The organism is Candidatus Sulfotelmatobacter sp. (assembly GCA_035498555.1).
Classification (GTDB): Bacteria; Eisenbacteria; RBG-16-71-46; order RBG-16-71-46; family RBG-16-71-46; genus DATKAB01.
In genome coordinates, this window is the sequence record DATKAB010000009.1 from 32,261 (window position 1) to 57,963 (window position 25,703).

The 25,703-nt window shown below is 67.8% G+C and carries 17 protein-coding genes; 10 read left to right on the plus strand and 7 right to left on the minus strand.

Translation table 11 applies throughout. From position 1 onward, the window contains the following. Positions 1 to 10 precede the first annotated feature (10 nt). Complete coding sequence (gene amrB / locus VMJ70_01330) at positions 11 to 1,438, minus strand: AmmeMemoRadiSam system protein B (GenBank protein ID HTO89748.1); 1,428 nt, start codon at positions 1,436 to 1,438, stop codon at positions 11 to 13. An 88-nt stretch (positions 1,439 to 1,526) separates the two neighbouring features. Here amrB and VMJ70_01335 point away from each other — a divergent pair, with 88 nt between their 5' ends. The 5 genes from VMJ70_01335 (at position 1,527) to VMJ70_01355 (ending at position 6,815) form a co-directional block, all read left to right on the plus strand. Further along, positions 1,527 to 2,393, plus strand: coding sequence for a lysophospholipase (locus VMJ70_01335; protein HTO89749.1), 867 nt, complete (start codon positions 1,527 to 1,529; stop codon positions 2,391 to 2,393). A gap of 13 nt (positions 2,394 to 2,406) precedes the next feature. Then, complete coding sequence (locus VMJ70_01340) at positions 2,407 to 3,090, plus strand: MOSC domain-containing protein (GenBank protein HTO89750.1); 684 nt, start codon at positions 2,407 to 2,409, stop codon at positions 3,088 to 3,090. Then, complete coding sequence (locus VMJ70_01345) at positions 3,087 to 3,488, plus strand: TIGR03067 domain-containing protein (GenBank protein ID HTO89751.1); 402 nt, start codon at positions 3,087 to 3,089, stop codon at positions 3,486 to 3,488. Before VMJ70_01340 ends, VMJ70_01345 begins: the two co-directional genes overlap by 4 nt. A 7-nt stretch (positions 3,489 to 3,495) precedes the next feature. Next, positions 3,496 to 4,644 (plus strand): hypothetical protein, encoded by a 1,149-nt coding sequence (locus VMJ70_01350; protein ID HTO89752.1) that lies wholly within the window; start codon positions 3,496 to 3,498, stop codon positions 4,642 to 4,644. A gap of 128 nt (positions 4,645 to 4,772) precedes the next feature. Then, on the plus strand, positions 4,773 to 6,815 hold the full coding sequence (locus VMJ70_01355; GenBank protein HTO89753.1) for a M13 family metallopeptidase: 2,043 nt from the start codon (positions 4,773 to 4,775) through the stop codon (positions 6,813 to 6,815). 42 nt (positions 6,816 to 6,857) lie between these two features. Here VMJ70_01355 and VMJ70_01360 read toward each other — a convergent pair whose 3' ends face one another. Next, positions 6,858 to 8,990 carry a prolyl oligopeptidase family serine peptidase gene (locus tag VMJ70_01360; GenBank protein HTO89754.1) on the minus strand — a complete coding sequence of 711 codons (2,133 nt, stop codon included), beginning with the start codon at positions 8,988 to 8,990 and terminating at the stop codon, positions 6,858 to 6,860. 190 nt (positions 8,991 to 9,180) lie between these two features. Between VMJ70_01360 and VMJ70_01365 the strand changes: the two genes are divergently transcribed. Together VMJ70_01365 and VMJ70_01370 are read left to right on the plus strand one after the other, a co-directional pair. Further along, positions 9,181 to 11,418, plus strand: a complete 2,238-nt coding sequence (locus tag VMJ70_01365) for a DUF5916 domain-containing protein (protein ID HTO89755.1) — start codon at positions 9,181 to 9,183, stop codon at positions 11,416 to 11,418. Between the two features lie 301 nt (positions 11,419 to 11,719). Further along, the gene (locus VMJ70_01370) at positions 11,720 to 12,667 is read left to right on the plus strand and encodes a FlgD immunoglobulin-like domain containing protein (GenBank protein ID HTO89756.1); all 948 of its coding nucleotides are present in this window, start codon (positions 11,720 to 11,722) and stop codon (positions 12,665 to 12,667) included. A gap of 15 nt (positions 12,668 to 12,682) precedes the next feature. Here VMJ70_01370 and glpK read toward each other — a convergent pair whose 3' ends face one another. The 5 genes from glpK to VMJ70_01395 form a co-directional block, all read right to left on the minus strand. Beyond that, on the minus strand, positions 12,683 to 14,161 hold the full coding sequence (gene glpK, locus VMJ70_01375; protein HTO89757.1) for a glycerol kinase GlpK: 1,479 nt from the start codon (positions 14,159 to 14,161) through the stop codon (positions 12,683 to 12,685). A gap of 31 nt (positions 14,162 to 14,192) precedes the next feature. Further along, on the minus strand, positions 14,193 to 15,623 hold the full coding sequence (locus VMJ70_01380; protein ID HTO89758.1) for a glycerol-3-phosphate dehydrogenase/oxidase: 1,431 nt from the start codon (positions 15,621 to 15,623) through the stop codon (positions 14,193 to 14,195). A gap of 77 nt (positions 15,624 to 15,700) precedes the next feature. Beyond that, the gene (locus tag VMJ70_01385) at positions 15,701 to 17,821 is read right to left on the minus strand and encodes a S9 family peptidase (GenBank protein HTO89759.1); all 2,121 of its coding nucleotides are present in this window, start codon (positions 17,819 to 17,821) and stop codon (positions 15,701 to 15,703) included. A 128-nt stretch (positions 17,822 to 17,949) separates the two neighbouring features. Then, the gene (locus VMJ70_01390; protein ID HTO89760.1) at positions 17,950 to 18,942 is read right to left on the minus strand and encodes a DUF547 domain-containing protein; all 993 of its coding nucleotides are present in this window, start codon (positions 18,940 to 18,942) and stop codon (positions 17,950 to 17,952) included. Between the two features lie 51 nt (positions 18,943 to 18,993). Then, a complete protein-coding gene (locus VMJ70_01395) occupies positions 18,994 to 21,315 on the minus strand; it encodes an FdhF/YdeP family oxidoreductase (protein HTO89761.1) in 2,322 nt (773 codons plus the stop codon). Between the two features lie 89 nt (positions 21,316 to 21,404). Between VMJ70_01395 and VMJ70_01400 the strand changes: the two genes are divergently transcribed. The 3 genes from VMJ70_01400 (at position 21,405) to modA (ending at position 25,436) form a co-directional block, all read left to right on the plus strand. Continuing rightward, the gene (locus tag VMJ70_01400; protein HTO89762.1) at positions 21,405 to 23,432 is read left to right on the plus strand and encodes a beta-N-acetylhexosaminidase; all 2,028 of its coding nucleotides are present in this window, start codon (positions 21,405 to 21,407) and stop codon (positions 23,430 to 23,432) included. A gap of 100 nt (positions 23,433 to 23,532) precedes the next feature. Next, positions 23,533 to 24,636 carry an aldo/keto reductase gene (locus VMJ70_01405; GenBank protein ID HTO89763.1) on the plus strand — a complete coding sequence of 368 codons (1,104 nt, stop codon included), beginning with the start codon at positions 23,533 to 23,535 and terminating at the stop codon, positions 24,634 to 24,636. Continuing rightward, positions 24,636 to 25,436, plus strand: a complete 801-nt coding sequence (gene modA / locus VMJ70_01410) for a molybdate ABC transporter substrate-binding protein (GenBank protein HTO89764.1) — start codon at positions 24,636 to 24,638, stop codon at positions 25,434 to 25,436. The genes VMJ70_01405 and modA overlap by 1 nt, the downstream gene beginning before the upstream one ends. The last annotated feature ends 267 nt before the right edge of the window (positions 25,437 to 25,703 follow it).

Below are 25,703 nucleotides of genomic sequence, written 5' to 3' on the forward strand. Positions count from 1 at the left end.
TGGACGGAGCCTAGGGCCACACCATCGCCGCCACGCTGACCAGCGACGTGTCCGCCTCGTGCGACTGCTCGTAGTGGAGCAGCCGCCCGGCGCCTGGCTCGGCGCAACGCAGCAGCGCGTATACCGGTGCCAGCCCGCAGATCCGAGTCGAGTCGGCATGGCCGGCGATCGCCGCATACCACCCGTCGGCGTCACCGCGCCCGGCCGCATCGATCGCAACGCGATCCACCTTCTCGAGCTCGGGATGAACGCGCTCATCCACCTTGGGGTCACCGAAGCGCGGCCCCACGTGCGAAAAGTCGACGCCGGCGAGATACATCGTGGTGCCGGCGGAGGCGCGCTCGGCCTCGCGGACCGCCGCGATCAGCTGCTCGAACTCGGGATCCTCGCGCGGCGTCTTGCCCTCGTCGATCAGCGCGTGGAAGCCGCCGCACAGGATCGGCACCAGGGTCAGCGGCCGATCGCCGAAACGGTGCTTGAGGAACAGCGCCACGAATTCGATCGAGTGTTCGTCGCGGTGCGCGAGCTCGGAGCGGTAGGCTGATTCGCCGAGCCTCGATGCCACCGCGTCCACGAACGCGGTGTCGGTTGGAATCTTGCCGAGCGGCGTTTCGAAGTGCTTGCGCGTGAGCGCGAAGGGGTCCTCGAACAGCTGGTGCCCGGTGCCGAGCACCACGATGCGCAGCGGTCCTCCGTCGAGGCCGACCTCCTCGATCGCGCGCGCGATCGTCGCCCCCGAGCGGCGCGGGTCGAGATGCGGGGCGAGCACGGCCCGTGGGCGCGCGTTCGACGCCGGCGCCGGTACCCCGGCCTCGGTCCGTTGCTGGTCGGCGGCGGCGAACCGTTCGTCGAGGAACTTGCGCAGCTCCGCCGGGTCTTCCGGATAGGCGCGGCCGGCCAGCGCCGCCGGCCGGATCTCCAGCTCGTGATACTCGTGCCGCAGCTCGCGGTACGCCTCGGCGAAGCGCGGCGAGTCGAGCATCAACAGCTGATCGAGCTGTGCCACGAAGTCCTTCACCATGTTGGCGATGCGAAGGTCCTTGCTCTCGCGCATCAGCGCGGTGGAGAGATCCTGGACCGACACCGTGCCATCCATGAGCTGGAGGAGCGGCAGCGCCTCCATGCCGAGCACCGGCTGGCTGCGCATCACGCCGAGCGGATCGGTCACCAGCAGCAGCTCGCGCCCGCCCTCTCGCACCGGCACGATGACCAGCGGTCGCACCTTCGGGTACTCGGGCAGGTCTTCGGGAGTTTCTCGCGCCACGCCCGGCGGCAGCACGATCCGCGACGGCTGGCCGCGGGATTCCTGCGCCTCGTCTTCCGCCTCGCTCGGCAGCACCAGCCGCGATCCTCCCGAGGGCGTGGGCTCCTCGGGCTCGTCGCCGGGCACGATCAAGCGCCCCGGGCGCGGCGGTTCTTTGGGACTCTCGGGTGACATGGTTTCCTCGACGGGAGGGTGGCGGCAAGACCCGGCAGTCTACCGAATTGTTGCCACGGCGGCACGGTTTCCTTCAAGATGCGCCGCCATGAATCCCAGCGTCGGGTCCGTTGCCGCCAATCGCATTGAAGTGCGCATCGATCGCGGGACCTTGCTCCCCGGCCGCGCCTGGTGCGCCGATCGTCCGCGCGCGCTGGTGGCCGTCATCCACGGCCTCGGCGAACACAGTGGCCGCTACGCGGCGCTGGCCGCCGAGCTGGTGAGGGCGCGGTTCACCGTGGTGAGCCTCGATCTGCCCGGACATGGCGAGTCGCCCGGGCCGCGGGGCGACATGAAGTCATGGATCGAAGTGCGCGAGCAGGCGATTCCCGCCATGTTCAGCGCCTCGCGCGGGCTTCCGGGCCAGCCCTCGGATCTCCCGCATCTGCTGGTCGGCCACAGCATGGGCGGCCTCATGGCGCTCGACTATGCGCTGGCGCATCCGCGTAACCTCGCCGGCGTCGTCGCCTCGGGGCCGGCGCTCAGCGCCGCCATGCCGCCGTGGTGGAAGCTGGCGCTCGCCAACGTGGCACGTGTCACTGCACCCACGAACGGGTTTCCCGACGGCATCGAGATTGCCGCGCTCTCGCGCGATCAGGAGGCGATGCGCGCGCGTCGCGACGATCCGCTGGTGCACGACAAGATCTCGCCGCGGCTCTACTTCGCGTTCGAGGAGGCTCGCCAGCGGGTGCTGCGCGATGCGCGGCGGCTCTCGGTGCCGGCGCTGCTGCTGCATGGCGCCGCCGATCGCGTCACCGACCCCAAGGGTACGCTCGAGTTCTGCGGCCACGCGCCGCACGAGAAGGCGCGCTACATCACCTACCGTGACGCCTACCACGAGATCTTCAACGACCTCGGCCGCGAGCAGGTGATCAGGGACATGATCGGCTGGTTCGATCTCGTGCTGGTGGTGTGAGAGAGCGCCGGCCGTGAAGGAAGATTCCGGGCGCATCGTCTCGGTTCGCGTCGGGCTCGCCGCGCGCTATCCGCGTCCCAAGTGGGACAAGACCTCCGGCACCACGTGGACCAGCGCCTATGTGAAGTCTCCCGTCAACGGCCCGGTCCGGGTCGGTCCCGAGGGTCTGGAAGGCGACCAGCAGTACGACCGTCGGGTTCACGGCGGCCCCGAAATGGCGCTGCTCGCCTACGCCGACGAGCACTACGAGTTCTGGCGCGACGACCTCTCGATCGCCGAGATGGGCCCGGGCGGTTTCGGCGAGAACCTCACCGTCGAGGGCATGAACGAGAGCAACGTGTGCGTCGGCGACGTGTGGGCGGCCGGCGAGCCGCGGCTTCAGGTCTCGCAGCCGCGCGGACCCTGCCTGAACATCGCTCGGCGCTGGGACCGGCAGGATCTCATGGACCGGGTGGTGAAGACCGGCTGGGGCGGCTGGTATCTTCGCGTGCTCAAGGGCGGCATGATCGCGGTGCGCCAGCCGATCAAGCGCATCCAGCGGCCGAATCCCGATTTCACGATCGAGGTCGTGTTCCAGCTGGCGTACGGCCAGCGGAAGGATCCGGCGATGGTGAAGAAGCTCGCGAAGTGCAAGGAGCTGTCGCGGCCCTGGCGCGAGAAGTTCGATCGCATCGCCTCGGGAGGGGAGACCCCGTGAGCGCGCGCCTGCGGCTGCTCCTGCTGATTGCCCTCGTCGTGCCGGGCTGCAAGAGCTATTCGCTCCCCGGGCATTGGTCGCCGGTTTCCGCGCAGCTCGGGGGCGCGGACTTCCCGGTCTCGCAGTTCGAGGGAGCGACCCTGCAGCTGACGAAGAACAGCTACGAATTCGGTGGCGACAAGGGCACGATCGAGATCATCCGTGGCCCGCTTCCGGCGCAGATGGACATCCACGGGAAGGAAGGTCCGAACGCCGGGAAGACGATTCCAGCGATCTATCTGGTCGAGGGCGACTTCCTCACGGTCTGCTATCAGCTCGGCACCGGAGATCGTCCGAAGGACTTCGTCTCGCCCCCGGGCACGAAGGTGCTGCTGATCCACTACAAGCGCATTCCGTAGTCGGCTCATGACGCTCGTGCGCGCCACCGAAGCCGCCCACGATCCGGCCTTGCCGCCGCCGCTCGTCCAGGGTGAGGCCATCGTCTACCGCTTGTACGACGTGGGCTACGAAATCGACCTCGATCGCGCATTCGATCTGCTGGGCGGCAGCGCCCCCGAGCGCGCGCGGCCGGTCCGAGGCCAGGCGCAGGCGATCCAGATCCTGAATCCGCCAGTCACGGCGCGACTCGGCGTCGAGAAGGTGACGATCGAAGGCGAGGCGCGCGAGGTCGAGTTCTCGGCCCGGGTCTTCGACTTCGGGGTGGTGTCGATCCGCGCGCGAGTGGCGGCCACGCCCGACCTGCGCTGGGACGAATACGTGCACTTCGGGCTCGCGGTGGCCTCGACGCCAGCGTGGCGCGACTCGTTCGGCGCGGCTCGCGACCGCCTGATGAGCCGCATCGGCCCCGCGGTGCGCAATCCCGGCGAGGCTCCGGTGTCGGAGGACTACGTCGTGTTCCGGGTGCACCGGCTGGCCGACGAGGAGGGTCGCCGGCTGCCGCTCACCTGTCTCGCCGACGACGACGTGGCGCGGTTGCTGGTCGGCGAGTCCCGCCCGCTTTCGCCGGCCTGGCGACGCGATTTGCTCTCGCAGCGCTTCTCGTACTTCGAGGACGATCTGGCGGTGCTGGCCTGGAACAGCGCGCTGGTGGTGGAGCCGGTGGCCGAAGACACCGACGTCCAGTACGTGCTCGAATTCGCGAATGCCCAGCTGCTCGAGCTGCGCTTCTACGACGCCACGCTCGACCGCGAGCTGCCGCGGATCTACGACCGCATCGAGGAGGCGCGACACGGCTTTCATTTCATGGGACGGCGCTACAGCCGGCTGCTCTCGTCGCTCCAGACCCGGGTCGCCGACGCCACCGAGCTGGTCGAGCGCGTCGAGAATTCGCTGAAGGTGACCGACGACGTGTTCCTGGCCCGGATTTACGCGGCAGCGCTCGAGATCTTCCGCGGACGCACCTGGAGGTCCGGCATCGACGGCAAGCTGGCGATCATCCGGGATGCCTACTCGATGTTGAACGCGGAGTCCCAGGCGCGACGCGCCGAGATCCTCGAGATCATCATCGTGCTGCTGATCGGGATCGAGCTGGTGCTGGGGCTGCTCAAGCGCTAGCCCGCGCCGGGCGGGGCGCGGGCCGCGCTGGTCACGGCCCGCCAATTCCGCACTGGCTTTTTTCGCCGCGCGAACCGATCCTGTGCCGGTTCGCCGCCTGACCCCGGGGCCTCAGGAGATCGTCCACCATGAAGCGCTTTCACCTGCCGCTCGCCGCTCTGATCCTGCTCACCGCCGCCTCGCTGCCGAGTTCGACCTCGAGTACCGGCGACGTGAGCCACTACCTCGACAACTTCATCGACAAGTCGGTGAAGCCGGGGGACGACTTCTTCCAGTACGCGGTGGGCAAGTGGTTGCGCGAGCATCCGATTCCGGCGAACGAACGCTCGTGGGGTATCGGGCACGTGGTGCAGGAAGAGACCTACTCGCGGCTGGTCTCGATCAGCGAAGACGCCGGCCGCTCAGGCGCGGCGACGGGCACCAACGCCCAGAAGATCGGCGATTTCTGGTACGCCGCGATGGACACCAACACCATCCTCAAGCAGGGCATTCAGCCGCTGGCCGATGAATTCGCGCGCATCGAGGCGGTGAGAGACGTGCCGGGCCTGCTCGACGACATCGCCCATCTTCAATACATCGGCGTGGGCGCGCTGTGCCAGCTCGCGATCTTCCAGGACGAGATGAACAGCGAGAAGGTGGCGCTGCATCTCTACCAGGGTGGACTCGGGCTTCCGAATCGCGACTATTACTTCGACACCGACGATCGCTCGAAAATGCTGCGCTCCGAGTACGTCAAGCACGTGGCAGCGATGTTCGGCCTGCTCGGCGATGACGCCGCCAAAGCCAAGGCCAATTCGGAAACCGTCATGAAGATCGAAACCGAGCTGGCCGGAGCTTCGCGCAAACTCGAGGACCTCCGTGACCCGCGTGCCAACTATCACTCGATGAGGACCGACTCGATGTCCCGGCTCACGCCCTCCATTCGGTGGAAGGACTTCCTGGCCAAAGGGAACATGCCGGGAATCGACACCGTGATCGTGGGGCAGCCCGAGTTCTATCAGCAGGTCGAGAAGTCCCTGCACGGCCATGCGCTTCCCGAGTGGAAGACCTACCTGCGCTGGCAGCTGGTGACCGCTTACGCGGCGGAGGCCGGAGGCAAGTTCGACCAGGAGAACTTCCACTTCTTCGGCACCATCCTCAACGGAACGCCCGAGCAGCGGCCGCGGTGGAAGCGCATGCTCGACGAGGAGGAGAATCATCTCGGCTACGCGCTCGGCCAGCTCTACGTGCAGAAGTACTTCTCACCGGCCACCAAGCAGCGCTACGAGAAGCTCACCGACGACATCTTCGCGGCGTTCCGCGAGCGCATCAAGAACGTCGACTGGATGAGCGAGCCCACCAAGCAGCGTGCGCTCAAGAAGCTTGCGGCCGTCACCAAGAAGGTGGGATACCCCGACAAGTGGCGCGACTACTCGAGCTACGACGTGGATCGCGCCTCGTTCCTTGGGAACTGCGTGCGCGGCAACGCCTGGCTGAGCGACTACGAGATCAAGAAGCTCTACAAGCCGGTCGATCGCACCGAGTGGGACATGACGCCGCAGACCTACAACGCCTACTACAACCCGTCGAACAACGAAATCGTTCTGCCGGCCGCGGCCTTCATCCTGCCCGGGATTGCCGACTCGCTGGTGGATGACGCGATCGTCTACTCGTACGCCGGTGGCAGCACGATCGGGCACGAGATCACGCACGGCTTCGACGACCAGGGCCGGCAGTTCGACGAGAAGGGCAACCTGCACGAGTGGTGGACGCCTACCGACGAGAAGGAGTTCAACCGCCGCGCCGCGCTGATCGTGCGCCAGTTCAACGACTACATCGCGACCGGCAACCTTCACGTGAACGGCAGTGCGACGCAGGGCGAGAACATCGCCGACCTCGGCGGCATCGTGCTGGGCTGGGAAGCGTTCAAGAAGACCCAGCAGTACAAGGAGAATAAGCCGATCGGCGGCCTGACGCCCGCGCAGCGCTACTACATTGGCTGGGCGCTGAGCTGGATGACGCAGCTGCGGCCCGAGAACCTCGCGGTGCGGGTCAAGACCGACGTGCACTCGCCGAGCTTCCTGCGCGTGATCGGCCCGGTCTCGAACCAGGTGTCGTTCTACGAGGCTTACGGGGTCAAGCCTGGCGACAAGATGTGGCGGGCCGACTCGGTGCGCGTGAAGATCTGGTGAGTTGAAGGGGGGAGCCGCTCCGCGGGCGGCTCCCCCGCGGCTTCAGTGCTGCGTCGCGCTGGAGGCCACCCCACTCGTGCCCGCCTTCGCGCTCCCCAGCTGCTTCCAGAGGAAGGTGTAGGACAGCGCGTCCATGAACGCGCGTTCCTTGTTGGTGGCCGAGCCGCCGTGGCCGCCTTCCACGTCCTCGTAGTAGAGGACGTCGTGACCCTGAGCCTCCATCTTGGCCACCATCTTGCGCGCGTGTCCGGGATGCACGCGATCGTCGCGCGTCGAGCTGGTGAAGAGCGTGCGCGGGTACTTCACGTCTTTCTTCACGTTCTCGTACGGCGAGAACCCCTTGATATACGCCCACTCGTCGGGCTTGTCGGGATCGCCGTACTCGCTCATCCACGAGGCGCCGGCCAGCAGCTTGTGATAGCGATGCATGTCCAGCAGCGGCGACTCGCACACGATCGCGCCATACAGATCGGGCCGGCGGGTGAGCATGTTGCCCACCAGCAGCCCGCCGTTCGAGCCGCCCATGCAGCCGAGATGCGGAGGGCTCGTGACCTTGCGTCTGACCAGATCCTCGGCGACCGCGATGAAGTCCTCGTAAGCCCGCGGCCGATTCGCCTTCATAGCGGCCTGGTGCCACCTGGGTCCGAATTCGCCTCCGCCGCGGATGTTGGCGACCACCAGCACGCCGCCCTTCTCGATCCAGCCGGCTCCCTCGACGCCGCTGTAGTACGGAAGGATCGGGATCTCGAAGCCGCCATAGCCGGTCTCGAACGTGGGATTGCGGCCGTCGAGCTTGAGATCCTTGGGGTCGACTTCGAAATAGGGAACCTTCGTTCCGTCCTTCGAGATCGCCTCATGTTGCGAAACCACCGAGTGGCTGGCGTCGAAGAACGCGGGCGACTGCTTCAGGCGCTCGGGCGTACCGCCGCCGACCTGGCCCAGGCTCAGGCTCGCGGGCGTGAGGAAGTCGGTCATCCGCAGCCAGAAGTCGTCGCTAGTGTAGCTGTCCACGGCGCTCGCTTCGATTTGGCCCAGTTCGGGCAGACCCGGCACCGGGGTCAGGGTCCAGGCGCCCGATGCGGGCCGCGCCACCACCACGCGGCTCTTCACGTTGTCGAGCGTATTCAAGAGGAGCGCGCTCTTCGTGGTCTCGAAGCTGACGAGCGAGGTGCGGTCGGTCGGCTTGAACACCACGCTGATCTGCCGCTGGCCCTTGAGGAAGTCCTCGAGCCTGGCCGAGACGAGTGATCCCGCGGGGTAGGTCTGGCCGCCGACCTTCCAGTCGGTGCGCAGCTGCATCAGCAGCCATTCGTGCCACACGCCCGCATCGGCGTCGATCGGCTTATCGATCTTTACCAACTTGCCGTCGCGGACCAGAAAAAATTCGTTCGCGTAGAACGTAATCACGCGCTGGACGAAATCGCGCTCGAATCCGGGAGTGTGATCGCGGTACCCGCCCGCCGTGACGTCGGACGGAATCGTCTCGTAGATCGTCCGGGCGGCGCTCATCGGCGTACCGCGCGTCCAGATCTTCACCAGACGCGAATAGCCGGAAGTGGTCATGGTGGTGGAATCGATCGCCGGCTCCAGGAACAGGTGGTCCTTGTCCATCCAGTTAACGTCGCTCTTCGACTCCGGCACCGTGAAACCCCCGGCCACGAACTTCTTCGTGCCGAGGTCGAATTCGCGAATCACGGTGGCGTCGCCGCCGCCGCGCGAGAGCCGGATGAGGCAGCGCGTGTAGTCGGGAGGCAGCACCTGGACCTGATTCCAGATCCAGTTCTCTTTTTCCTGTTTCGCGACGGCGTCGAGATCGAGCACGGTCTCCCAGGCGGGGTTCGGCTTGCGGTACTCGGCCAGCGTCGTGCGCCGCCAGATTCCCTTCTCGTGCTGGGCGTCGCGCCAGAAGTTGTAGTACCGATCGCCGTACCGGGTGACGTAGGGAATCTTCTCGTTCGAGTCGAGGATCTTGCGAAACCGATCGCTCATGGCGGTGAAGGCCGGCGTCTCGGCCAGCTCATGGGTGCTGATCTTGTTCTGCTGTCCGACCCAGTCGAGCGCCTTCTTGCCCTCCACCGATTCCAGCCACAGGTAGGGATCCGAGTCGGCAGGGGCGCTCGAGGTCGGCGCCGGCACGAACAGCAACGCGAGCAACAACAGGCGAAGTCGATTCATCGAAGCCTCCGGAATTGTGCGGGACGAGAACCCCGCGACCCTCTCAGATGGACCGCGACGCAGCAACGGGAAACGCGCGGAGCTCGAATCCCCGCACTCACCGGGCGAGCCCCGCACTCACCGGCGCGAAAGCGACGCTCGGCGCTCGGCCCTTGAGCGATTGTCCGGTCCGGCTAGATTTCCAGCACTCATGACCCGGCGCCTGGCCGTTCTCGCATTGCTGTGGATTCCCGCGGCCGCCCAGGCGGCAAGCCCCAAACCCGGTCCGCCGCTCACGATTCGCCGAGTGAGCGGTCCGATCACGCTCGACGGGGACCTGTCGGATCCGGGCTGGAAGGGGGCGGACTCGGTCACCACCTGGTTCGAGACCCGGGTCGGCGACAACGTGGAGCCCCAGGTTCGCAACCTCGGGTTCCTCGCCTACGACGATCACTATCTGTACGCCGGCTTCCACTTCGAAGACCCGAATCCGAAGCGGATTCGCGCCCCAATCGGCGATCACGACGCCATCCAGGGCTCCATGGACTATGGCGGCGTCATTATCGACAGCCGCAACGACAGCAAGACGGCGCGGATGTTCCTCGCCAATCCTCATGGAGTTCAGTACGACGCCGTCACCAGCGACGTCACTGGCGAGGACAGCTCGCCCGATTTCTACTGGGACGCGGTGGGGAAGATCACGCCGACCGGCTGGAATCTCGAGATCCGGATTCCGTTCTCGTCGCTGCGCTACGCGAGCGACTCGCTGCCGACCTGGGGCATCCTGCTCTACCGCAACTACCCGCGCGATCGTCACTATCAGTTCTTCTCGGCGCGCTTGCCGCGCGACGTCTCGTGCTTCATCTGCAATTCGAGCAAGCTGACTGGTCTCGCCGATCTGCCGCACGACTCGCACCTGGTGGTGGCACCGTTCGCGACCGCCGAGAAGAAGGACGAACTGACCGGCGACGCCGGCTCGCCTCTCGAGGACCATCCGGTCAAGGGCGACGGCGGCGTGGATGTGAAGTGGAATCCGGCCGGCGATCAAGCCATCGACGGCGCCTGGCGCCCCGACTTCTCACAGGTCGAATCCGACGCCGCGCAGATCACCGCCAACGAGCGCTTCGCGGTTTTCTACCCCGAGAAGCGCCCGTTCTTCCTCGAGGGCATCGACCTCTTCAGCACGCCGTTTCAGGCAGTCTACACGCGCACCGTCACGGCCCCCGACTGGGGCGTACGCGCCACCGGCCGTTTCGGAACCTCGGCCTACACCGTGCTCGCCACGCACGACCGCGGTGGCGGCAGCGTGATCATTCCGGGCCCCCAGGGATCGAATTTCGCGCCGCAGGACTTCGCCTCCGATGTCGGCATCGTCCGGATCCGGCACGACATGGGCCAGTCGTTCGTGAGCGTGCTCGGGACCGCGCAACAGGTCGATGGCGGTGGACACAACTACGTGGGCGGCCCCGACCTTCAATGGCGACCGCGGCCGACTGACGCCTTCACCGGGCAGGCACTGTGGAGCCAGACGCAGACCCCGGCGCGTCCGGACCTCGCCGGGGAGTGGGACGGGCGCACGCTCGACGACCACGCCGCACTGCTCAACTGGTCGCACAACACGCCGCACTTCGACTGGTTCCTGCAGGGTCAGGATCTCGGACCCGACTTTCGCGCCAACAACGGCTTCATACCGCAGGTCGGATTTCGCGAGGCGTTCCTCGACGGCGGCTATACCATCCGCCCTGGGAACTTCTTCATTTCACGCCAGCGCTTCTTCACCACCGACTATCTCGATCTCGACCCCTCGGGAAACACGCTCGCTCGGCACATCGCCCTCGGCACCGGCGGCGACGGGAAGCTCAGCACGTTCTTCCGGCTCGAGCTGAACCACGACGACATCCTGGTGAGTGATACGTTGCTGTCACGGTTCCGGCCGCGCTTCTACGTCGAGGCGAGCCTCGGCCGCTTCATCAACTTCATTTCGCTGGACAGTTACTTCGGTCAGGAGATCGACTTCGACAACGCCCGGCGGGGCACCGGCGCGACGCTGATCGGCAGCGTCACGCTTCGCCCTTCCGACCATTTGGAGCTGCGTGGCGATGGGAGCACGCGCTGGATCAACGAGACTACGCCGGATGGCCATTCGGGCCGGCTGTTCCTCGCCGACGTCGGCCGCCTGCGCCTCACCTGGTCGTTCAGCTCGCGTTCGTACGTCCGCCTGATCGGGCAGTTCGTCAAGACCACGCGCGACACCTCGCTTTACACGTTCGAGATCGAGCCCAAGGACGCCGACCTCAGCGGCTCGGCCCTGTTCGCCTACAAACTGAACTGGCAGAGCGTGCTGTTCCTGGGCTACGGCGACGACCGGACGTTTGCCGACCTCACCGGCCAGTACACGATCTCGGCCCGGCAGGCCTTCGCCAAGATTTCGTACGCGTTCCAGATATAGCCGGCCTGCCGGTGAGTCGCGTCCTGTCAAACTCGCTCGAAGAATCGTGGCAAATGACGCCCCTCCGGCGCATCCTGAGGGTCGTGCTCCGAAGATTGCAGCTGGCGGGTGGCTACTGGTTGTGGCGCGGGATCCTAGCGTGATTCTTGCCGAGGACCGCCGGAAACCAAGGTACGACTTGGGCTTGTGCCAGCCAACCGCAATCTTCGGAGCAAGACCTATCGGGTGTCCTGCACCCGGACGGTGCCCTGCCCGAGGCCCTCGGCGGGGTCATCAAGTTCCTTCATCGCGGAGTAGGACCATGTCCCATACGGATCGCCGAGTTGGATTGCGGTTTCGGGCCGTTCCCCGCGGGGCGGTGCTCGCCGGGTTGCTTGCCCTGACCGCCTGTTCCGCGCGCGTCGCGCGCGCAGACGCCACGGCCGGGTTCGTCGAGCACTGGAGCAGCAGCGCCTTCGCCGGCTGGGGAGGCGGCTCGAGCTATTCGAACCCCGGCACCGGCGGAGCACTCGGCGCAGGCGACGGTTTTCTGATCATCTCGAACGCCACGCCGTTCAATCTCGGGGCCAAGTCGAGCGGTCCCAACTACACCGGCGATTGGCGGGCGGCGGGGATCGGAAAGGTCCAGTTCTCGCTCAAGGACGTGGGCAACCCCGATCCGCTCGAGATCCACTTCACGCTCGGCAGCCAGTCGACCTTCTACCAGTGCAACACCGGGTTCGTCCCAACGTCGGACTGGTCGACCTTCACGGTCGATCTCTCGGACACGGCCAACTTCACGCGCATCATCGGTGTGGGCACCTTCAGCAGCGCGATCACCGCGGTCGACAGGGTCTTGATCCGGCACGACGTCTCGCCCTTCGTACAGTCGCCCGATCCGATCGCCGCGGACTTTGGGCTCGACGAGTTCACGTTCGTCGCTGGCAGCACCGGTGTCCCGCTCCCGGGCCCGGCGGTCGCGCTTCCGATCGAGCTCGCTCCGCCCTATCCCAATCCGTCGCGTGGCCCGGTCGCGCTGTCGCTCCAGTCGCACGACGCGTCGGCGATCACGATTCAGGTCGTTGACGTGAGCGGACGCCTCATCCGGCGCGCTACTCTCGCCGCGGCCTCGCCGGGCCCGCGGCTCTGGACCTGGGACGGGCGGAGCGACGCGGGCGACGTGGCGCCGGCGGGCTACTACCGCGTGCGCGCGTTCAGCGCGGCGGGCGGAACGAGCCAGCCGCTGGTACGGCTGGCGGGGGCGAGGTAGCGGTCGGGGGCGAGGCTACGGCGCGAGCAGGGCGGACACCGCCCTGTTCCACCGCTCCATCTCGGCGCGCCGCCAGACGGCGCCGTGCTGAGGCCTGAACACCCGCTCGATCTCGCGCGCGTGGTCCACTTCGCGAGCGCTCTTCCAGAACCCGACGGCCAGGCCAGCGAGCAGCCCCGCGCCGAGCGCGGTGGTCTCGATCACGCGCGGGCGCTCGACCGGCACGCCGAGCAGATCGGCCTGGATCTGCATCAAGAGATCGTTGGCCGATGCGCCGCCATCCACGCGCAGCCGCTTCACGCGCACGCGCGCGTCGCGCTCCATCGCCTCGACCAGCTCGCAGGATTGAAACGCCAGTGACTCGAGGGCGGCACGCACTAGATGAGCGCGCGTGGTGCCGCGGGTAAGGCCGATGATGGCGCCGCGCACGTCGGCGCGCCAATGGGGAGCGCCCAGGCCGACGAATGCCGGCACGAACACCACGCCGCCCGAATCCGGAACGCTGCGCGCCAGCGCCTCGCTCTCATCCGCCTGGCGCAAGAGCCCGAGCCCGTCGCGCAGCCACTGGATCGCAGCGCCGGCGATGAACACGCTCCCCTCGAGCGCGTAGGCGATCTCGCCACGTGAGCCACAGGCGATGGTGGTGAGGAGCCCGGCCTTCGAAGCCACCGCGCGGGCCCCGGTGTGGAGCAGCAGAAACGCCCCGGTGCCGTAAGTGTTCTTGGAGCTGCCCGGCGTCACGCAGCCCTGGCCGAACAGCGCCGCCTGCTGGTCTCCCGCGATCCCGGCGATCACGACCCCGTCCGGCACGAATCCAGCGCCGCGCGTCACGCCGAATCGTCCGCTCGACGGGAGCACCGCCGGCAGCACGCGCGCCGGCACGCCGAACCGGCGCAACAGCGCCGCGCTCCAGCGTCGCTCACGAATATCGTAGAGCATGGTGCGTGAGGCGTTGGTGGGATCGGTGGCGTGGACCGCACCACCGGTCAGCTTCCAGAGCAGCCACGAATCGACGGTCCCGAACGCCAACTCGCCACGGTGCGCGGCGGCGCGTCGAGACGCCGACTCGCGCAGCAGCCATTCGAGCTTGCTCGCCGAGAAGTAGGGATCGAGCACCAGGCCGGTGCGGCGTCGGATTCCGATCTCGAGGCCCCGTCGTTTCAAAGCCTGGCAGCGCTCGTGCGTTCGCCGGTCCTGCCACACGATCGCGCGCGCCACCGGCCGCCCCGTGCGGCGGTTCCAGAGCACCGTGGTCTCGCGCTGATTGGTGATGCCGATTGCCGCCACGCGCGCGCCCGGACCATCGCCCGCCGAGCGCAGCGCCTCGCGCGCCGCGCGCTCCACACTGGCCCAGATCTCGAGTGCGTCGTGTTCGACCCAGCCCGGCTTCGGGAAATGCTGGGGCAGCTCGGCGTAGCCGCGCCCCACCACGCGCCCGCGCCGGTCGAGCAGCAACGCGGTGCTGCCGGTCGTGCCCTGGTCCAGCGCCAGCACGAATGCGGGCCTCGCTGGCCTCACGCGGGCCTCACGCTGGCCACCCGGCCTGATCGATCAGCCGGTCTTCGGCGTGAAGCGCGAGGTCCCAGTCGATGATCTCGTCGCGCTCGCGCTCCCCGCTCCAGCCGAGCAACCGCGCCATGGTCTTCGCGACCGTCGGCGCGGTCGCAAGCCCGCGATCGGGCGCCAACCACAACGCCGAGCGGCGGCGCATCACATCGGCGAGCCGGCGAGCGAACGCCTCGCGCACCGCCCACTCGACCCGCTTCTCGAGCGGCGGATCGCCGGCGAGCGGCGCGGGCAGCGGGGCCTCTGGATCCAGCAACACCGGCTGCGTCTGGCCCTGCCGCGCCAGCACGCGCGCCAGCGCATCGCGCGCCATCACCCGGAAGGTCGTGTACTTGCCGCCCGCCACCACCACGGTGCCGTTTTCTTCGATCACGAGATGCTCGCGCGACAGCTCGCCGGCCGGACCTTCGGCCCGCACCAGCGGCCGCAGCCCCGACATGACCGAGCGCGGCCGGATGTTCGCCACCGACGGGAGTACCCGCTCCAATCCACCGCGCAGGTAGCGCAGCTCGTCGAGGTCGGCCTCGAACGCCCCGGGAGGCGGCGGGCTCGGCACTTCCACCTCGGTGGTGCCGACCAGCGAGTGCTCGGCGAACGGGATCACGAAGAACACCCGGCCGTCCTCGCGCGCCAGCAGCACCAGCCCGTGGCCACTGGTGATCGGCGGATAGAGCAGGTGGGTTCCGCGCGAGGGTCGCAGCAGCGGCGAGGGCGGCGGCAGTCGCGGGTCGATGCCGGGTGTGATGCGACGGCGCACCTGATCGGTCCAGGCGCCGGCCGCGACCAGGATGTTGCGCGCGGCGATCATGTCTTCTTCGCCGGTCAGGGCGTCGCGCAACAACAGCTCGCGCGCGCCGGCGGCCGGGCGCACGTTGGTGACCTCGGTCCAGGTGCGGATCGTGGCGCCGTGAGCGGCGGCATCGCGCGCCACCGCCACGCCGAGCTGGGCGTCGTCCATCACCACGTCGGTGTAGAGCCCGGCGCCGCGAAGGCCCGAGGGCTCGAGAGCGGGCTCGAGCTGGAGCGTTTCAGACGCGCGCGTCATGGCATGCGGCGCGAACGCGGCACGCCCGGCCAGCAGGTCGTAGCCGGTGAGGCCGAGGCGCAGCTTCCATGGCTCGACGCGATCGCCGCGATAGAGCGGCACCACGAAGCGCACTGGCCGGGCCAGCGCCGGCGCCATGCGGGACACCGCGGCGCGTTCGCGCAGCGCCTCCCGCACCAGACCGATACGAGCCTGCTCCAGATATCGGAGGCCGCCGTGCAGCATGTGGCTCGAGGCGCTGCTCGCCCCCGACATCAGGTCGGCGCGCTCGACCAACGCGACGCTCAGGCCCTGACGAGCAGCGAGCCGCGCGACGCCGGCGCCGGTGATTCCGCCGCCGATCACGGCAAGATCCACGGGCGTCCCGTTGTTCGGCCGGGGGCCACCGTTCATCATGCGCGTCCCTGCGCTGCGCTCAACGCCTAGGGCTCCTGCGTTCCGCTCGCGACCGACGAGGTCTTCTCGGGCTTGCCGTTCATCCTCACCTTCTGAGGCTGATCGAGCGTGTACTTGTCGAGCCAGTCGAGGTGCCACTGCTGAACGCTCTTCAGCAGTCTCGGCTCGCGCGGTCCATGCGGCTGGCGCGGCAGAAGCAGCAGATCGGTCGGCACGCCGACCTTGCGAAGCGCGGTGTAGAACTCCCAGCCCTGCGAAGTCGGGACGCGCTCGTCGGCTTCGCCGTGCACCATCGAGGTCGGCGTCTTGACGTTGCCGGCGTGGAACAGAGCGGAGTGATCGACGTAGGTCTGCGGGTCCTCCCACGGCCACGCATCGAAGTAAGAGCGATTGAAGTCGGGAATGTCGCAGGTGCCGACCATCGAAGTGAGATTGATGACGCCGCCGCCCACCACCGCGGCCTTGAAACGGTCGGTCTTGGTGACGATGGTCGAGGTCATGTAGCCGCCGTACGACCATCCGCACACCGCCAGGCGATTGGGATCGGCGATCCCTTGAGCGATCATCGCGTCCACGCCGTCCATGAGATCTTCGTAGTCCTTGCCGCCCCAGTCGCGAACGTTGCTCTTGCGAAACGCTTCGCCGTATCCGCCGCTGCCGCGGGGATTCGGCATCAGGATCGCCCAGCCCTTCTGCGCGAACAGCGGCCACGGGTAGAGCTTCGAAGCCACCGTGCAGGTGTTGGAGTGCGTTCCGGCCGGTCCACCGTGCACGTTGAGCAGCAGCGGCACTCGGGTGCCCTTCCGGTAATTCGCGGGCAGCACCAGCAGACCTTCGATGTCCATGCCGTCCGCGCCCTTCCAGTGGACGAGCTGCTTCGCGTAGGAGGGATGCTCGCGGGTCTCGGGATTGGTGTCGGTGATGGCGTGCGGCGTGCCGGCGCCGACCAGGCTCTCGACCCACACTTCGCGCGGATGCTCGCTGTCCTCGCGAACAAACGCGAGCCAGTTGCCGGCGCCGTCCACCGAAGCGCTGCCGTTCATCTCGGGACCCGAGGTCAAAGCGCTCACCCGGCCGTCGAGATCGGCGCGGAACAGATGTTGCGCGGTGCGCTGCGAGGCCTGGAAGACCAGACCCTTGCTGTCCGGCGTCCACGCGAGGGTCATGCCGGCGAGACCCTCCACGCGCTCGTCGAAGTCCCGGGTGAGGTTGCGAGGCGCGCCGCCGCCTGCCGGCACCACGCACACGTAGTTGTTGAGGTACCAGTCCGTGCCACGCCCGTCCTGGGAGACGAAGGCGATCCACTTTCCGTCGGGCGACCACTGCGGCGAAGCCTCGACGCCCTTTCGCTGCACCAGGGGCTGGAGCGCGCCGCCGCTCGAAGCGACCGTGAAGAGGTCCGACTGGTATTGATCGGGAAGCAGCGGCGTGGGCTGCGCCGCGACGGCGATGCGCTTGCCGTCGGGTGAAAGCGAGTAGTCGGTCACGTGCAGATTGCCGGAGGTGAGCTGAATCGGATTCGTTCCGTCGGCGCTCATCACCCACAGACGGTTCCAGGCGTATTTCTCGGACGGCGTCCAGGCGTCGTCCCTGTCCTTCTCCTGCTTGCGGCGCTCGTTGCTCTTCGGCTGCCGCGACAGAAAGACGATCTGCCTGCCGTCGCGCGACCACTGGAAGCTCGAGACGCCGCCCCTGGCGCTCGACGCGACCCAGGCCTCGCCTCCGTCGGGATGGATCATCCAGATCTGACGCCTGCCCTCGTCGTCGCGCGCGGCGTCGCCGGCGGGACCGCCCGGGCGCGGCCGATCGGAGAGAAATGCCAGCGTGCTGCCGTCCGGCGACCAGCGGGGGAATTCGTCGGCGACCGGCGAGGTGGTGAGGCGTCGCGCAGCGCCGCCGGCTACGGCGGCCAGCCAGATATCGGTCTGGTAGTCCGAACGGTCGTCGGTCAGGGCCGACACCACGTAGGCGACCCAGTGTCCATCCGGCGAGATCTGCGGATCGGTGACGACTCGCATCGCCAGGATGTCATCGCTCGTCCATGGCTTGGGCGAGCTGGCGGCGACCGCGCCGAGCGTCGCCAACGTGGTGATGAACGCGGCCAGACTCAGGGGCAGCCCGAGTCGGAGAGTGGAGAGACGCTGCACGGGCGGCCTCCGGGAATGAGGGAAGAATCGAGTGGGACCGGCGGAGTCTAGCACCGGCGCGCCCACCGGCGGCGTGCGAACTGGGCCCCACGGATCCGCTCGCGCGGCGTGCTCGGACCGGGCCCAGCCTAGATCGAATCCCTCATCGTCGCCTTGCTCATCCCGGGCTTGGCCGAGCCCGGAGCGGGAGCCGGCTGCTTCATCTGCTGCTCGAAGCGCCACCCCAGAGTCTGGTTGAGCTTCCAGTCCCACGGAATCACCCCGAAGGTTCCGCGCTGCACATAGGGTTCGAGTTTGTCGCTGGTTTCCTTCGAGACGTAGCGCTGGATCCAGGGGATCACCTTCATGGCGCCGCCGAAGTCGGCGATGTACCAGCCGAAGATCGAGGAAATCTGAAACGCGGGTGGATCGGATCGCAAGATCAGGTGCTTGGGGCTCGCGAGCGACTGGCGAACCGCTCGGTCGAGCTGGATGTCGAGCGACTCGGGCTTGAACGCGCGCGGCTGGAGGGGCGCGGCGCCGAGCGACCCGTTCACGGCCGCGAAATGGACGCGGGGATCGAGCCCGGAAGGCGGCTGAGTGTTGATGCCGTGATCGAAGTCGAGATACAGGAAGTGCTTCTCGAACTCGTTCAGGGTGTATTTCACCGAGTCCACGGTAACGAACGGATAGTCGAAGAAGTGGACACCCTCGATCACGATGTCCTTCACGCTCAAGTATCGCTGCCGGAACTTGTCGGGGATCAGCAGATACTGGCTGGCATTCTCGAGCACCAGGTAGTTGTAGAAGTTGATCGCCCACGCGAGCCGGGTGTTCGCGTCCATCTTGCTCGGGGAAACCGCGAGAAACGCCCCGCGGATCTTCTCGGCGCGGGCGTCCCGACCCGATTGGTCGTGGTAGGCCTCGTAGTTGAAGCGCGTCTCGAGCGGCTCACCCGGCTCGGAGATGACGCTCAGATGCTCGTTGAGGAGTTGCTGGTAGGGCGTGTAGTCGATCCGGACCCCAGCCGCCGCTCGCGGCCCCGGCGCGGTCTTGGTGGCCTTCGCGGCCGGCGCCGCGACCGCCCGATGCGGCGCCAGGGTGAGGCCGATCAGGATCAGCAAACGCCATCCGTCGCGCATGGCCCACGATGGGCTCGCGATTCGCGGGGACTCGAGGCTCGAGCTCAAGCGTCAGGCTCCTTCGGGGTGGGAGCGAACCAGTGCGGGTGCCGGTTCGCGGACGGATTTCGCGGCCGCGGGTTCGTGCGCGGGAAGCGGCCGCATGCCGGGAATCGAACGAACCGGCTCCAGCACGACCAGCGCGTTGTAATCGGGTTCTCCGGACACCGGATCGAATCGGCGCGGAATGAGCACGTTGGCTTCCGGCCAGTAGGTCTGGACGTGACGCCGTTTCATGGGCGCCGGGCGCGTGAGGCCGATCCAGACCCCGGTCTCCGAACGCAGCTGCACCTCGTCGCCGGCCTTGAGTCCCAGCTCGATGGCGTCATCGGGATGGATCAACACGTCGCGTCGCGTGACGCTGCCCACCAGATAGTCGCGCTCGCCATGACTCATGCTGTTGAACTGCTTTCCGCGCCGCGTACTCATGTAGAACCAGCCCGGTGGAATCGAGATCTCGGGGATGCGAACGGCGGTGAAGCGTGCGCGGCCCTCGGGCATGCGGGTGAAGCCGTCGGTGAACAGGCGCGCGCCGCCCCACTGCACCCACTGCCCTTCCCGCTCGAGCGCCTCGATCCCCGCGTAGATCGGCATGGCATTCGCCATCTCGGCTCGAATATCGGCGGTGCCGCGCCACGGAAACGATGCGGCCAGCGACGGGCGCACCGCGCGCGCGAAGCGCACCGGGATCTCCCATTCGGGAAGCGCCTCGGGGATCCTCGGGCCCGCGATCTCGGGCGTGTAACGGATGCGTCGCTCGGTGCTGGTGGCGGTGCCGCCGCCGGGGGTCTCGTAGCGGGTCTGCGCGGGAAGAAGCAGCACCGCCGGCCCGGACAGCAGCGCCGAGGTGTTGAGCACGATGTCCTGATGGACGCGCAGTTTCACGCGGGAGAGCGCCCGATCCATGTAGGCGCGATCCGGCATCGTCTCGAGCAAATTGCCGCCCAGCGAGTACAGAAATTCGATCTCGCCATCGTGCGCGGCCTCGAGCATCTGCAGGGTGCGATAGCCCTTGTGCGCCGGCAGAGGCGCGCCCCACAGCGCCTCGAATCGCGCGCGGTCCTGCCGATTCGCCACCTCGAAGCCGCCGGGCAGCTTGTCGGGATCCACGCCGCACTCCCCGCCGCCCTGAACGCCGGAGTGGCCGCGAATCGGCATGATGCCGCACTTTTCGCGGCCCAGCATGCCGCGGGCGAGCGCCAGATTGACGAGCGCCTTCACGTTGTCCACGCCGAAGCGATGCTGAGTGAGACCCATGCTGTACACGAACACGCACGTCCGCGCGCGCGCCAGCAAGCCGGCCAGGCGCTCCATATCGGCGCGCGTGAGGCCCGAGAGCCGCTCGAGCGTCTCCCAGGGCGTGCCGAGCACGTGGGCCTTCACCTCCTCGAATCCGGTGGTGTGGCGCCTCACGAACTCGGCGTCCACTGCGTCCCTTTCGATCAGGGCCCGCAGGACGCCGTTCATGAACGCGATGTCGCCACCCACCGACACCTGAAAGAATTCGTCCATCAGGCGCGTGCCGAAGATCGCGGAAGCCCAGTCGCTCGGCACCCAGTAGCGCTCGAGGCCAGGCTCGCGCATCGGATTCACCACGGCGATGCGCGTTCCCTTGCGCTTGGCGTAGGTCAGATATTTCATGGTGACCGGTTGATTGTTGGCGAGGTGCGAGCCGAGGATCACCACGAGGTCCGCGCCGATCATGTCCGAGAGCGAGCAGGTGGGCGCCGGCACGCCGAGCGTGTCCTTGAGCCCCGAGACGCTCGCCGCGTGGCAGAGGCGCGCGCAGAGGTCCACGTGGTTCGAGCCGAGGAGCCGCGCCGCCTTGGTGAACGCGTAGTAGGTTTCGTTGACCACGCCGCGCGAGGTCGCGAAGAAGCCCAGGCGCTCGCCGGGCGTGTCGGCGAGCGTCTCGGCCGCGATGCCCATCGCCTCGTCCCACGACAGACGGTGCAGACGGTCGCTGCCCGCTCGATGGATCATCGGGAACGGCAGCCGGCCCAGCCGATGCAGCTCTTCATTCGAGAGCGAGCGCAGTCCGGCGAGATCGCGCAGCCGCTCCTCGGGGACCGGACCCATGGTGTTCAGCCGCAGGAGCTTGAGCCTCGTCATGCACAGATGGACGCCGTCGATGACGTCGTCGCGCAACCCGCGTGGTCCCAGCGAGCACCCGTCGCAGACGCCGTGATTGAGGATGCGCCAGGCGTAGCCGAGGTTGTCGCGATTGTCCCAGGCGATCTGGGCCATCTCGAGAAACGGGCGAGGGCGCGGATGGCGTGCGGGGCCGAACGGGATCAGGTCGCGAAGGCGGAAACGGCCGCCGCTCGAGGTCATGGGGCTGGGCGACATCCGTACAAGATTACCGGCCCGGGCCGCAGCTGAAAAGCGCGGGAGACCCGAAGGGGCGTGCCGATAACAGTCGCATGTCTCGTCGGCGTCAGGTCTCGTGCCTCGCGTGCCTGGGGCTGCTCGCGCTCGCCCTCGGTGGCTCGCCCGCGCATGCGGCAAGGGCCGGCGCGACCGCCCCAGGCCTGCTCCCGATGCCTCGGGAAATGCGTTCGACCGGCAGGGGAGCGAAGCTCGATTCCACCTGGGTCGTATGCGCTGGCTCGCGGCAGGATCGCGGGGCCGCCGAGCTGATCGCCGCCGAGGCGCGCCGGTGCTTCGGCTGGCAGTGGCCCACCTCGGGCTCGGTCGTCGGGCCATCGAAGACCTCGCGCGTCGAGCTGCGCGCGATTCCGGCGCACGCCTCCGATCCGCCGCTCGATGTGGCCCAGGGATACCGGCTGACGATCGAGCCCGGCCGCATCGTCATCGAGGGGGTCTCGCCGCTCGGGCGCTTCTACGGGGCGCAGACCCTGAGGCAGCTGATACGCGCTTCGACGCGTGGCGAGCTCTCCGGCCTCGAGATCCGCGACTATCCGGCGCTCGAATGGCGCGGCGTCTCGGACGACCTGGTGCGCGGGCAGGTCTCGACCATGGCCGACTTTCGCGAGCTGATTGAGCAGCTCGCGTACTACAAGCTCAATCTCTATCAGTTCACGATCGAAGAACTTTCGGCGCTCGACGCCGAACGGGAAGACGGGGCGGTCTCGACTTCGCTCACCCGCATTCAACTCCTCCAGCTCACCAACGAAGGACTTCGCAATCACGTCGTGATCTCGCCCATCTTCCAGACCCTCGGGCACGAGGAACGCCTGCAGGCGCTCGGGGAGGCGTTCAGCCGCGAGTCGGGCGCGCGCGGCCCGGCGAAGCGATTCGAACCCGAGCAACCCGGAGCCGCCGAGTTCGTCGGCAAGGAAGCCGTGCGGATCGCCGAATGCACCCGTAGCCCGATGATCAACCTGGGAGGCGACGAGTGGCCGCCCGCGCGCGCCGAGGGCGACGAGCGTCCGCTCGACCGGCGCCGGGCTGCGATCGCCTACAGCGACTACCTCGGCGAGATCTCGACGCGCCTGCGCGAGCGATTGGGCTGCCGGACGATGATCTACAGCGACGTCATCCTGCGCTGGCCGGAGGCCGCGGACTCGTTGCCTCGGGACATGATCGTCGTGGACTGGCACTACGATCAGCAGGATTCGGTGCCCAGCCTGAGGCAGCTTGCGGCGCTCGGCTTCCAGGACGTCTTCGTGAGCCCTGGCATGTGGAATTGGACCACGTTCTATCCGAACTACGCGCGCGCCGTTCCCAACATCGCCGCGCTCGCGCGCGCCGCGAAGTCCGCGAAGGCGTCCGGCCTGGTGCTCTCCTCATGGGGGGACAGCGGCGCCGAATGCCTGCGCGAGAACAACTGGGCCGGGTACGCGTTCGCGGCGGCCTCGGCCTGGGAACCCGCGACGCCGCCGGTTGACGCATTCCTGCCCCGCTTCGTCAGCACGTTCTACGGGCCGGAAGCCTCAGGGATGGTGGAGGTCGAGCGCATCCTCGGCTGGCAGGACTTCACCGGCCTCACCACGGTCGGGCGTGTCTTTCACCACGCCTTGCTGGTCAAACCCGCCCATGCCGAATGGCGCGTTCGCATGAAGACGTTGCTGGCCGACATGGCGGTGGCGGAATCGCGATTGCGGCAGGCCACGGGGTCGATTCGGTACCACCGCGACCACGCCGCCTCTCTCGCTCACGCGATCCGGGGATTCCGCTTTCTGGCCGAGCGCGAGCTCGCGCTCGATGGGCTCGGTCGCGAGCTTCGCGGGCGCACGCTCGGCCTGCTCGATCGGGCGAGCCGAGATCAGGCGGTGCTCGAGCTCGATCGGCTGCACGCGGAGTTGCTGGCGCTCGACCAGGAATTCGCGCGGCTGTGGCTGCAGCGCAACCGGCCGCCGGTCTCGCCGTTCGTGGAGGACCGGCTGGAGAAGCAGGCCGCGATGATCGATCGCCTCCGGCGACTGGCGCGCGCCGGCCGGCTGACCGCGGACGAGTCCTTCACGAACCTCCAGGCCGGGCGCTACTGAGCATCGTCCATCGGACGCGCACCGAGCGGGCTGACGCCCGGCTCGAGTCCGGCTAGACTCTCCGTTCCTCGTTTCGTTCACCCTCATCCGGAGTTCCCCCATGAATTACCGCGCCCTCGGCAAGACCGGCCTCAAGGTTTCGGAGCTCTCCCTCGGGTCGTGGACCACCTATGGCGGATCGGTGGCCAACGACGACGCGATCCAGATCGTGCGCAAGGCGTTCGATCTCGGCGTCAATCTGTTCGACACCGCCGACGTCTACGTGCGCGGCGGCGCCGAGAACCTGCTCGGGCAGGCGATCGTCGGATTGCCGCGCGAGCAGCTGGTGATCGCCACCAAGTGCATGGGCCGCGTGTGGGACGGTCCGCTCGGCGCGGGGCTATCGCGCAAGCACATCTTCGACGCCATGGACCAGAGCCTGCGCCGGCTTGGCGTCGACTACGTGGATCTCTATCAGGCGCACGCGCCCGACGCCGGCACGCCGATCGAGGAAACGCTGCGGGCGTTCGAAGATCTGGTGCGCATGGGGAAGGCGCGCTACGTCGGATTCTCGAACTTCGACCGCGAGCCGGCCCTGGCGCGGCGCGTGGTCGAAATCCAGGGCGCGCGCGGCTGGGATCCGATGATCTCGAGCCAGCCGCGCTACAACCTGGTGGACCGGCACGTCGAGCGGGAGCACATCGCCTTCTGCAAGAAGAACGGCATCGGCATGATCGTCTACTCGCCGCTCGCGCAAGGCGTGCTCACCAACAAGTATGCCGGCGGCGCCCGCCCCGAAGGCAGCCGTGCGAATACGAACTTCGCGCACTTCCTCACCGCCGAGAAGGCGTTGACTCCCGAAAACGTCGCCTCGGCCGAGCGCTTCGCGGCGTGGTGCTCCAGGCAGGGTGCGGGAACCCCGGCGCAGATCGCCCTTGCCTGGGTGCTGCGCGAACCGCAGGTGTCGAGTGCGATCACCGGCGCCACGAGGCTCGAGCAGCTCGAGGAGAATCTCAAGGCGGGCGAGATCAAGCTCGCGGACTCCGAGTGGAAGGAAGTCGAGGCCGCGATCTCGGGTGCGCCTGCCCGCACGAGCCACGCCCGGTCCAATGGCAACGGCGCCGCCCCGAAGAAGAAGGCGCCGACGGCGAAGAACGCGCCGAACGCGAAGAAGGCGCCGACCGCGAAAAGGGCGCCGAAGCTGGTCCGGGCGCGAAGCCGCTGATGCGGGGGTGGTTGCGGTCGGCGACGGCGTTCGCCCTGGTCGCCGCGCTGGCCTTCACGGTGCTCGGCGCGGCCGGCCGGCCGGTCACCGATACCTCGATTCAGGGGGCGATCCACGTCTATAGCACGTCATCGCTCCAGAACGTGATGCTCGAGATCGGCAACGCCTTCCGCGCCCGATACCCGAATGCCTCGGTGATCTCGAGCTTCGCGGGAACCGCCGAGATGCGCGAGCACCTCGAGCAGGGAGCCAACGCCGATGTGTTCGTTTCAGCCGACACGGCAACCAGCGCCTTGCTCTTTCGCCACGGGTTGCTGCTGGCGCCCCGAGTGATCGCCCGCGGGCGCGTGGGCGTGATCGCGCGCGCCGGCGGGCCGGTGACCCGCCTGCAGGATCTGGCGAAGCCCGGGGTCCGGCTGCTGATCGGCGCCCCCAATACCCCGGCCGGCCGTTACGCCACTCAGGTGCTGGATCGCATGGCGAGGGCGCGCGGGCTGGGGAAGAGCTACGTGCAAAAGGTGCGGGCCAATCTCGTCGACCGGGTGAAGAGCGCGCGTGACGGGGTGTTGCGGGTCGCCAAAGGCGACGCCGACGCCTGCTTCGCCTACGCCACCGACGCCGAGATGTCGAAGATCAAGATCGTGCCGGTCGAGATTCCCGATTCATTGCAGGCGCCGGTGCTCTTTTCCGCCGCCGTGGTGCGCGCGACCAGCGCGCCGGAGCTGGCGACGAGGTTCACCGCCTGGCTCGGGGACTCGTTCGCGCGCGCTCGCTTCGAGCGCCACGGATTCAAGCCGTGAGTTGCACGCGTTCGAGTATCCGATTCTCGAGCGCCGGCGCATCAGCGCCATGATCGGCTTCGACGAGTTCCAGTTCCGCGCGAAGTCGCCTGGAACGCCGGTTCCCGGCACGTCCGACAGAACGGACCCGGCGGCGTTGCCGAGGAGGGCATCTTCATGCTGGCGCCTGCGCGGGAAATGGCGGGGAGGACGGCGTCCGCCCCGTGCTCCACTACCAGCGCGGCGGCTGAGCGAAGCCCAGCTCGCCCCGTTCGCGCTCCCACACCC

Coding starts and splice junctions, on each gene's coding strand:
- amrB (HTO89748.1), bottom strand. CDS start 1,438: ATGTCACCCGAGAGTCCCAAAGAACCGCCGCGCCCGGGGCGCTTGATC.
- VMJ70_01335 (HTO89749.1), top strand. CDS start 1,527: ATGAATCCCAGCGTCGGGTCCGTTGCCGCCAATCGCATTGAAGTGCGC.
- VMJ70_01350 (HTO89752.1), top strand. CDS start 3,496: ATGACGCTCGTGCGCGCCACCGAAGCCGCCCACGATCCGGCCTTGCCG.
- VMJ70_01355 (HTO89753.1), top strand. CDS start 4,773: ATGAAGCGCTTTCACCTGCCGCTCGCCGCTCTGATCCTGCTCACCGCC.
- VMJ70_01360 (HTO89754.1), bottom strand. CDS start 8,990: ATGAATCGACTTCGCCTGTTGTTGCTCGCGTTGCTGTTCGTGCCGGCG.
- VMJ70_01365 (HTO89755.1), top strand. CDS start 9,181: ATGACCCGGCGCCTGGCCGTTCTCGCATTGCTGTGGATTCCCGCGGCC.
- VMJ70_01370 (HTO89756.1), top strand. CDS start 11,720: ATGTCCCATACGGATCGCCGAGTTGGATTGCGGTTTCGGGCCGTTCCC.
- VMJ70_01390 (HTO89760.1), bottom strand. CDS start 18,942: ATGCGCGACGGATGGCGTTTGCTGATCCTGATCGGCCTCACCCTGGCG.
- VMJ70_01395 (HTO89761.1), bottom strand. CDS start 21,315: ATGACCTCGAGCGGCGGCCGTTTCCGCCTTCGCGACCTGATCCCGTTC.
- VMJ70_01400 (HTO89762.1), top strand. CDS start 21,405: ATGTCTCGTCGGCGTCAGGTCTCGTGCCTCGCGTGCCTGGGGCTGCTC.
- VMJ70_01405 (HTO89763.1), top strand. CDS start 23,533: ATGAATTACCGCGCCCTCGGCAAGACCGGCCTCAAGGTTTCGGAGCTC.
- modA (HTO89764.1), top strand. CDS start 24,636: ATGCGGGGGTGGTTGCGGTCGGCGACGGCGTTCGCCCTGGTCGCCGCG.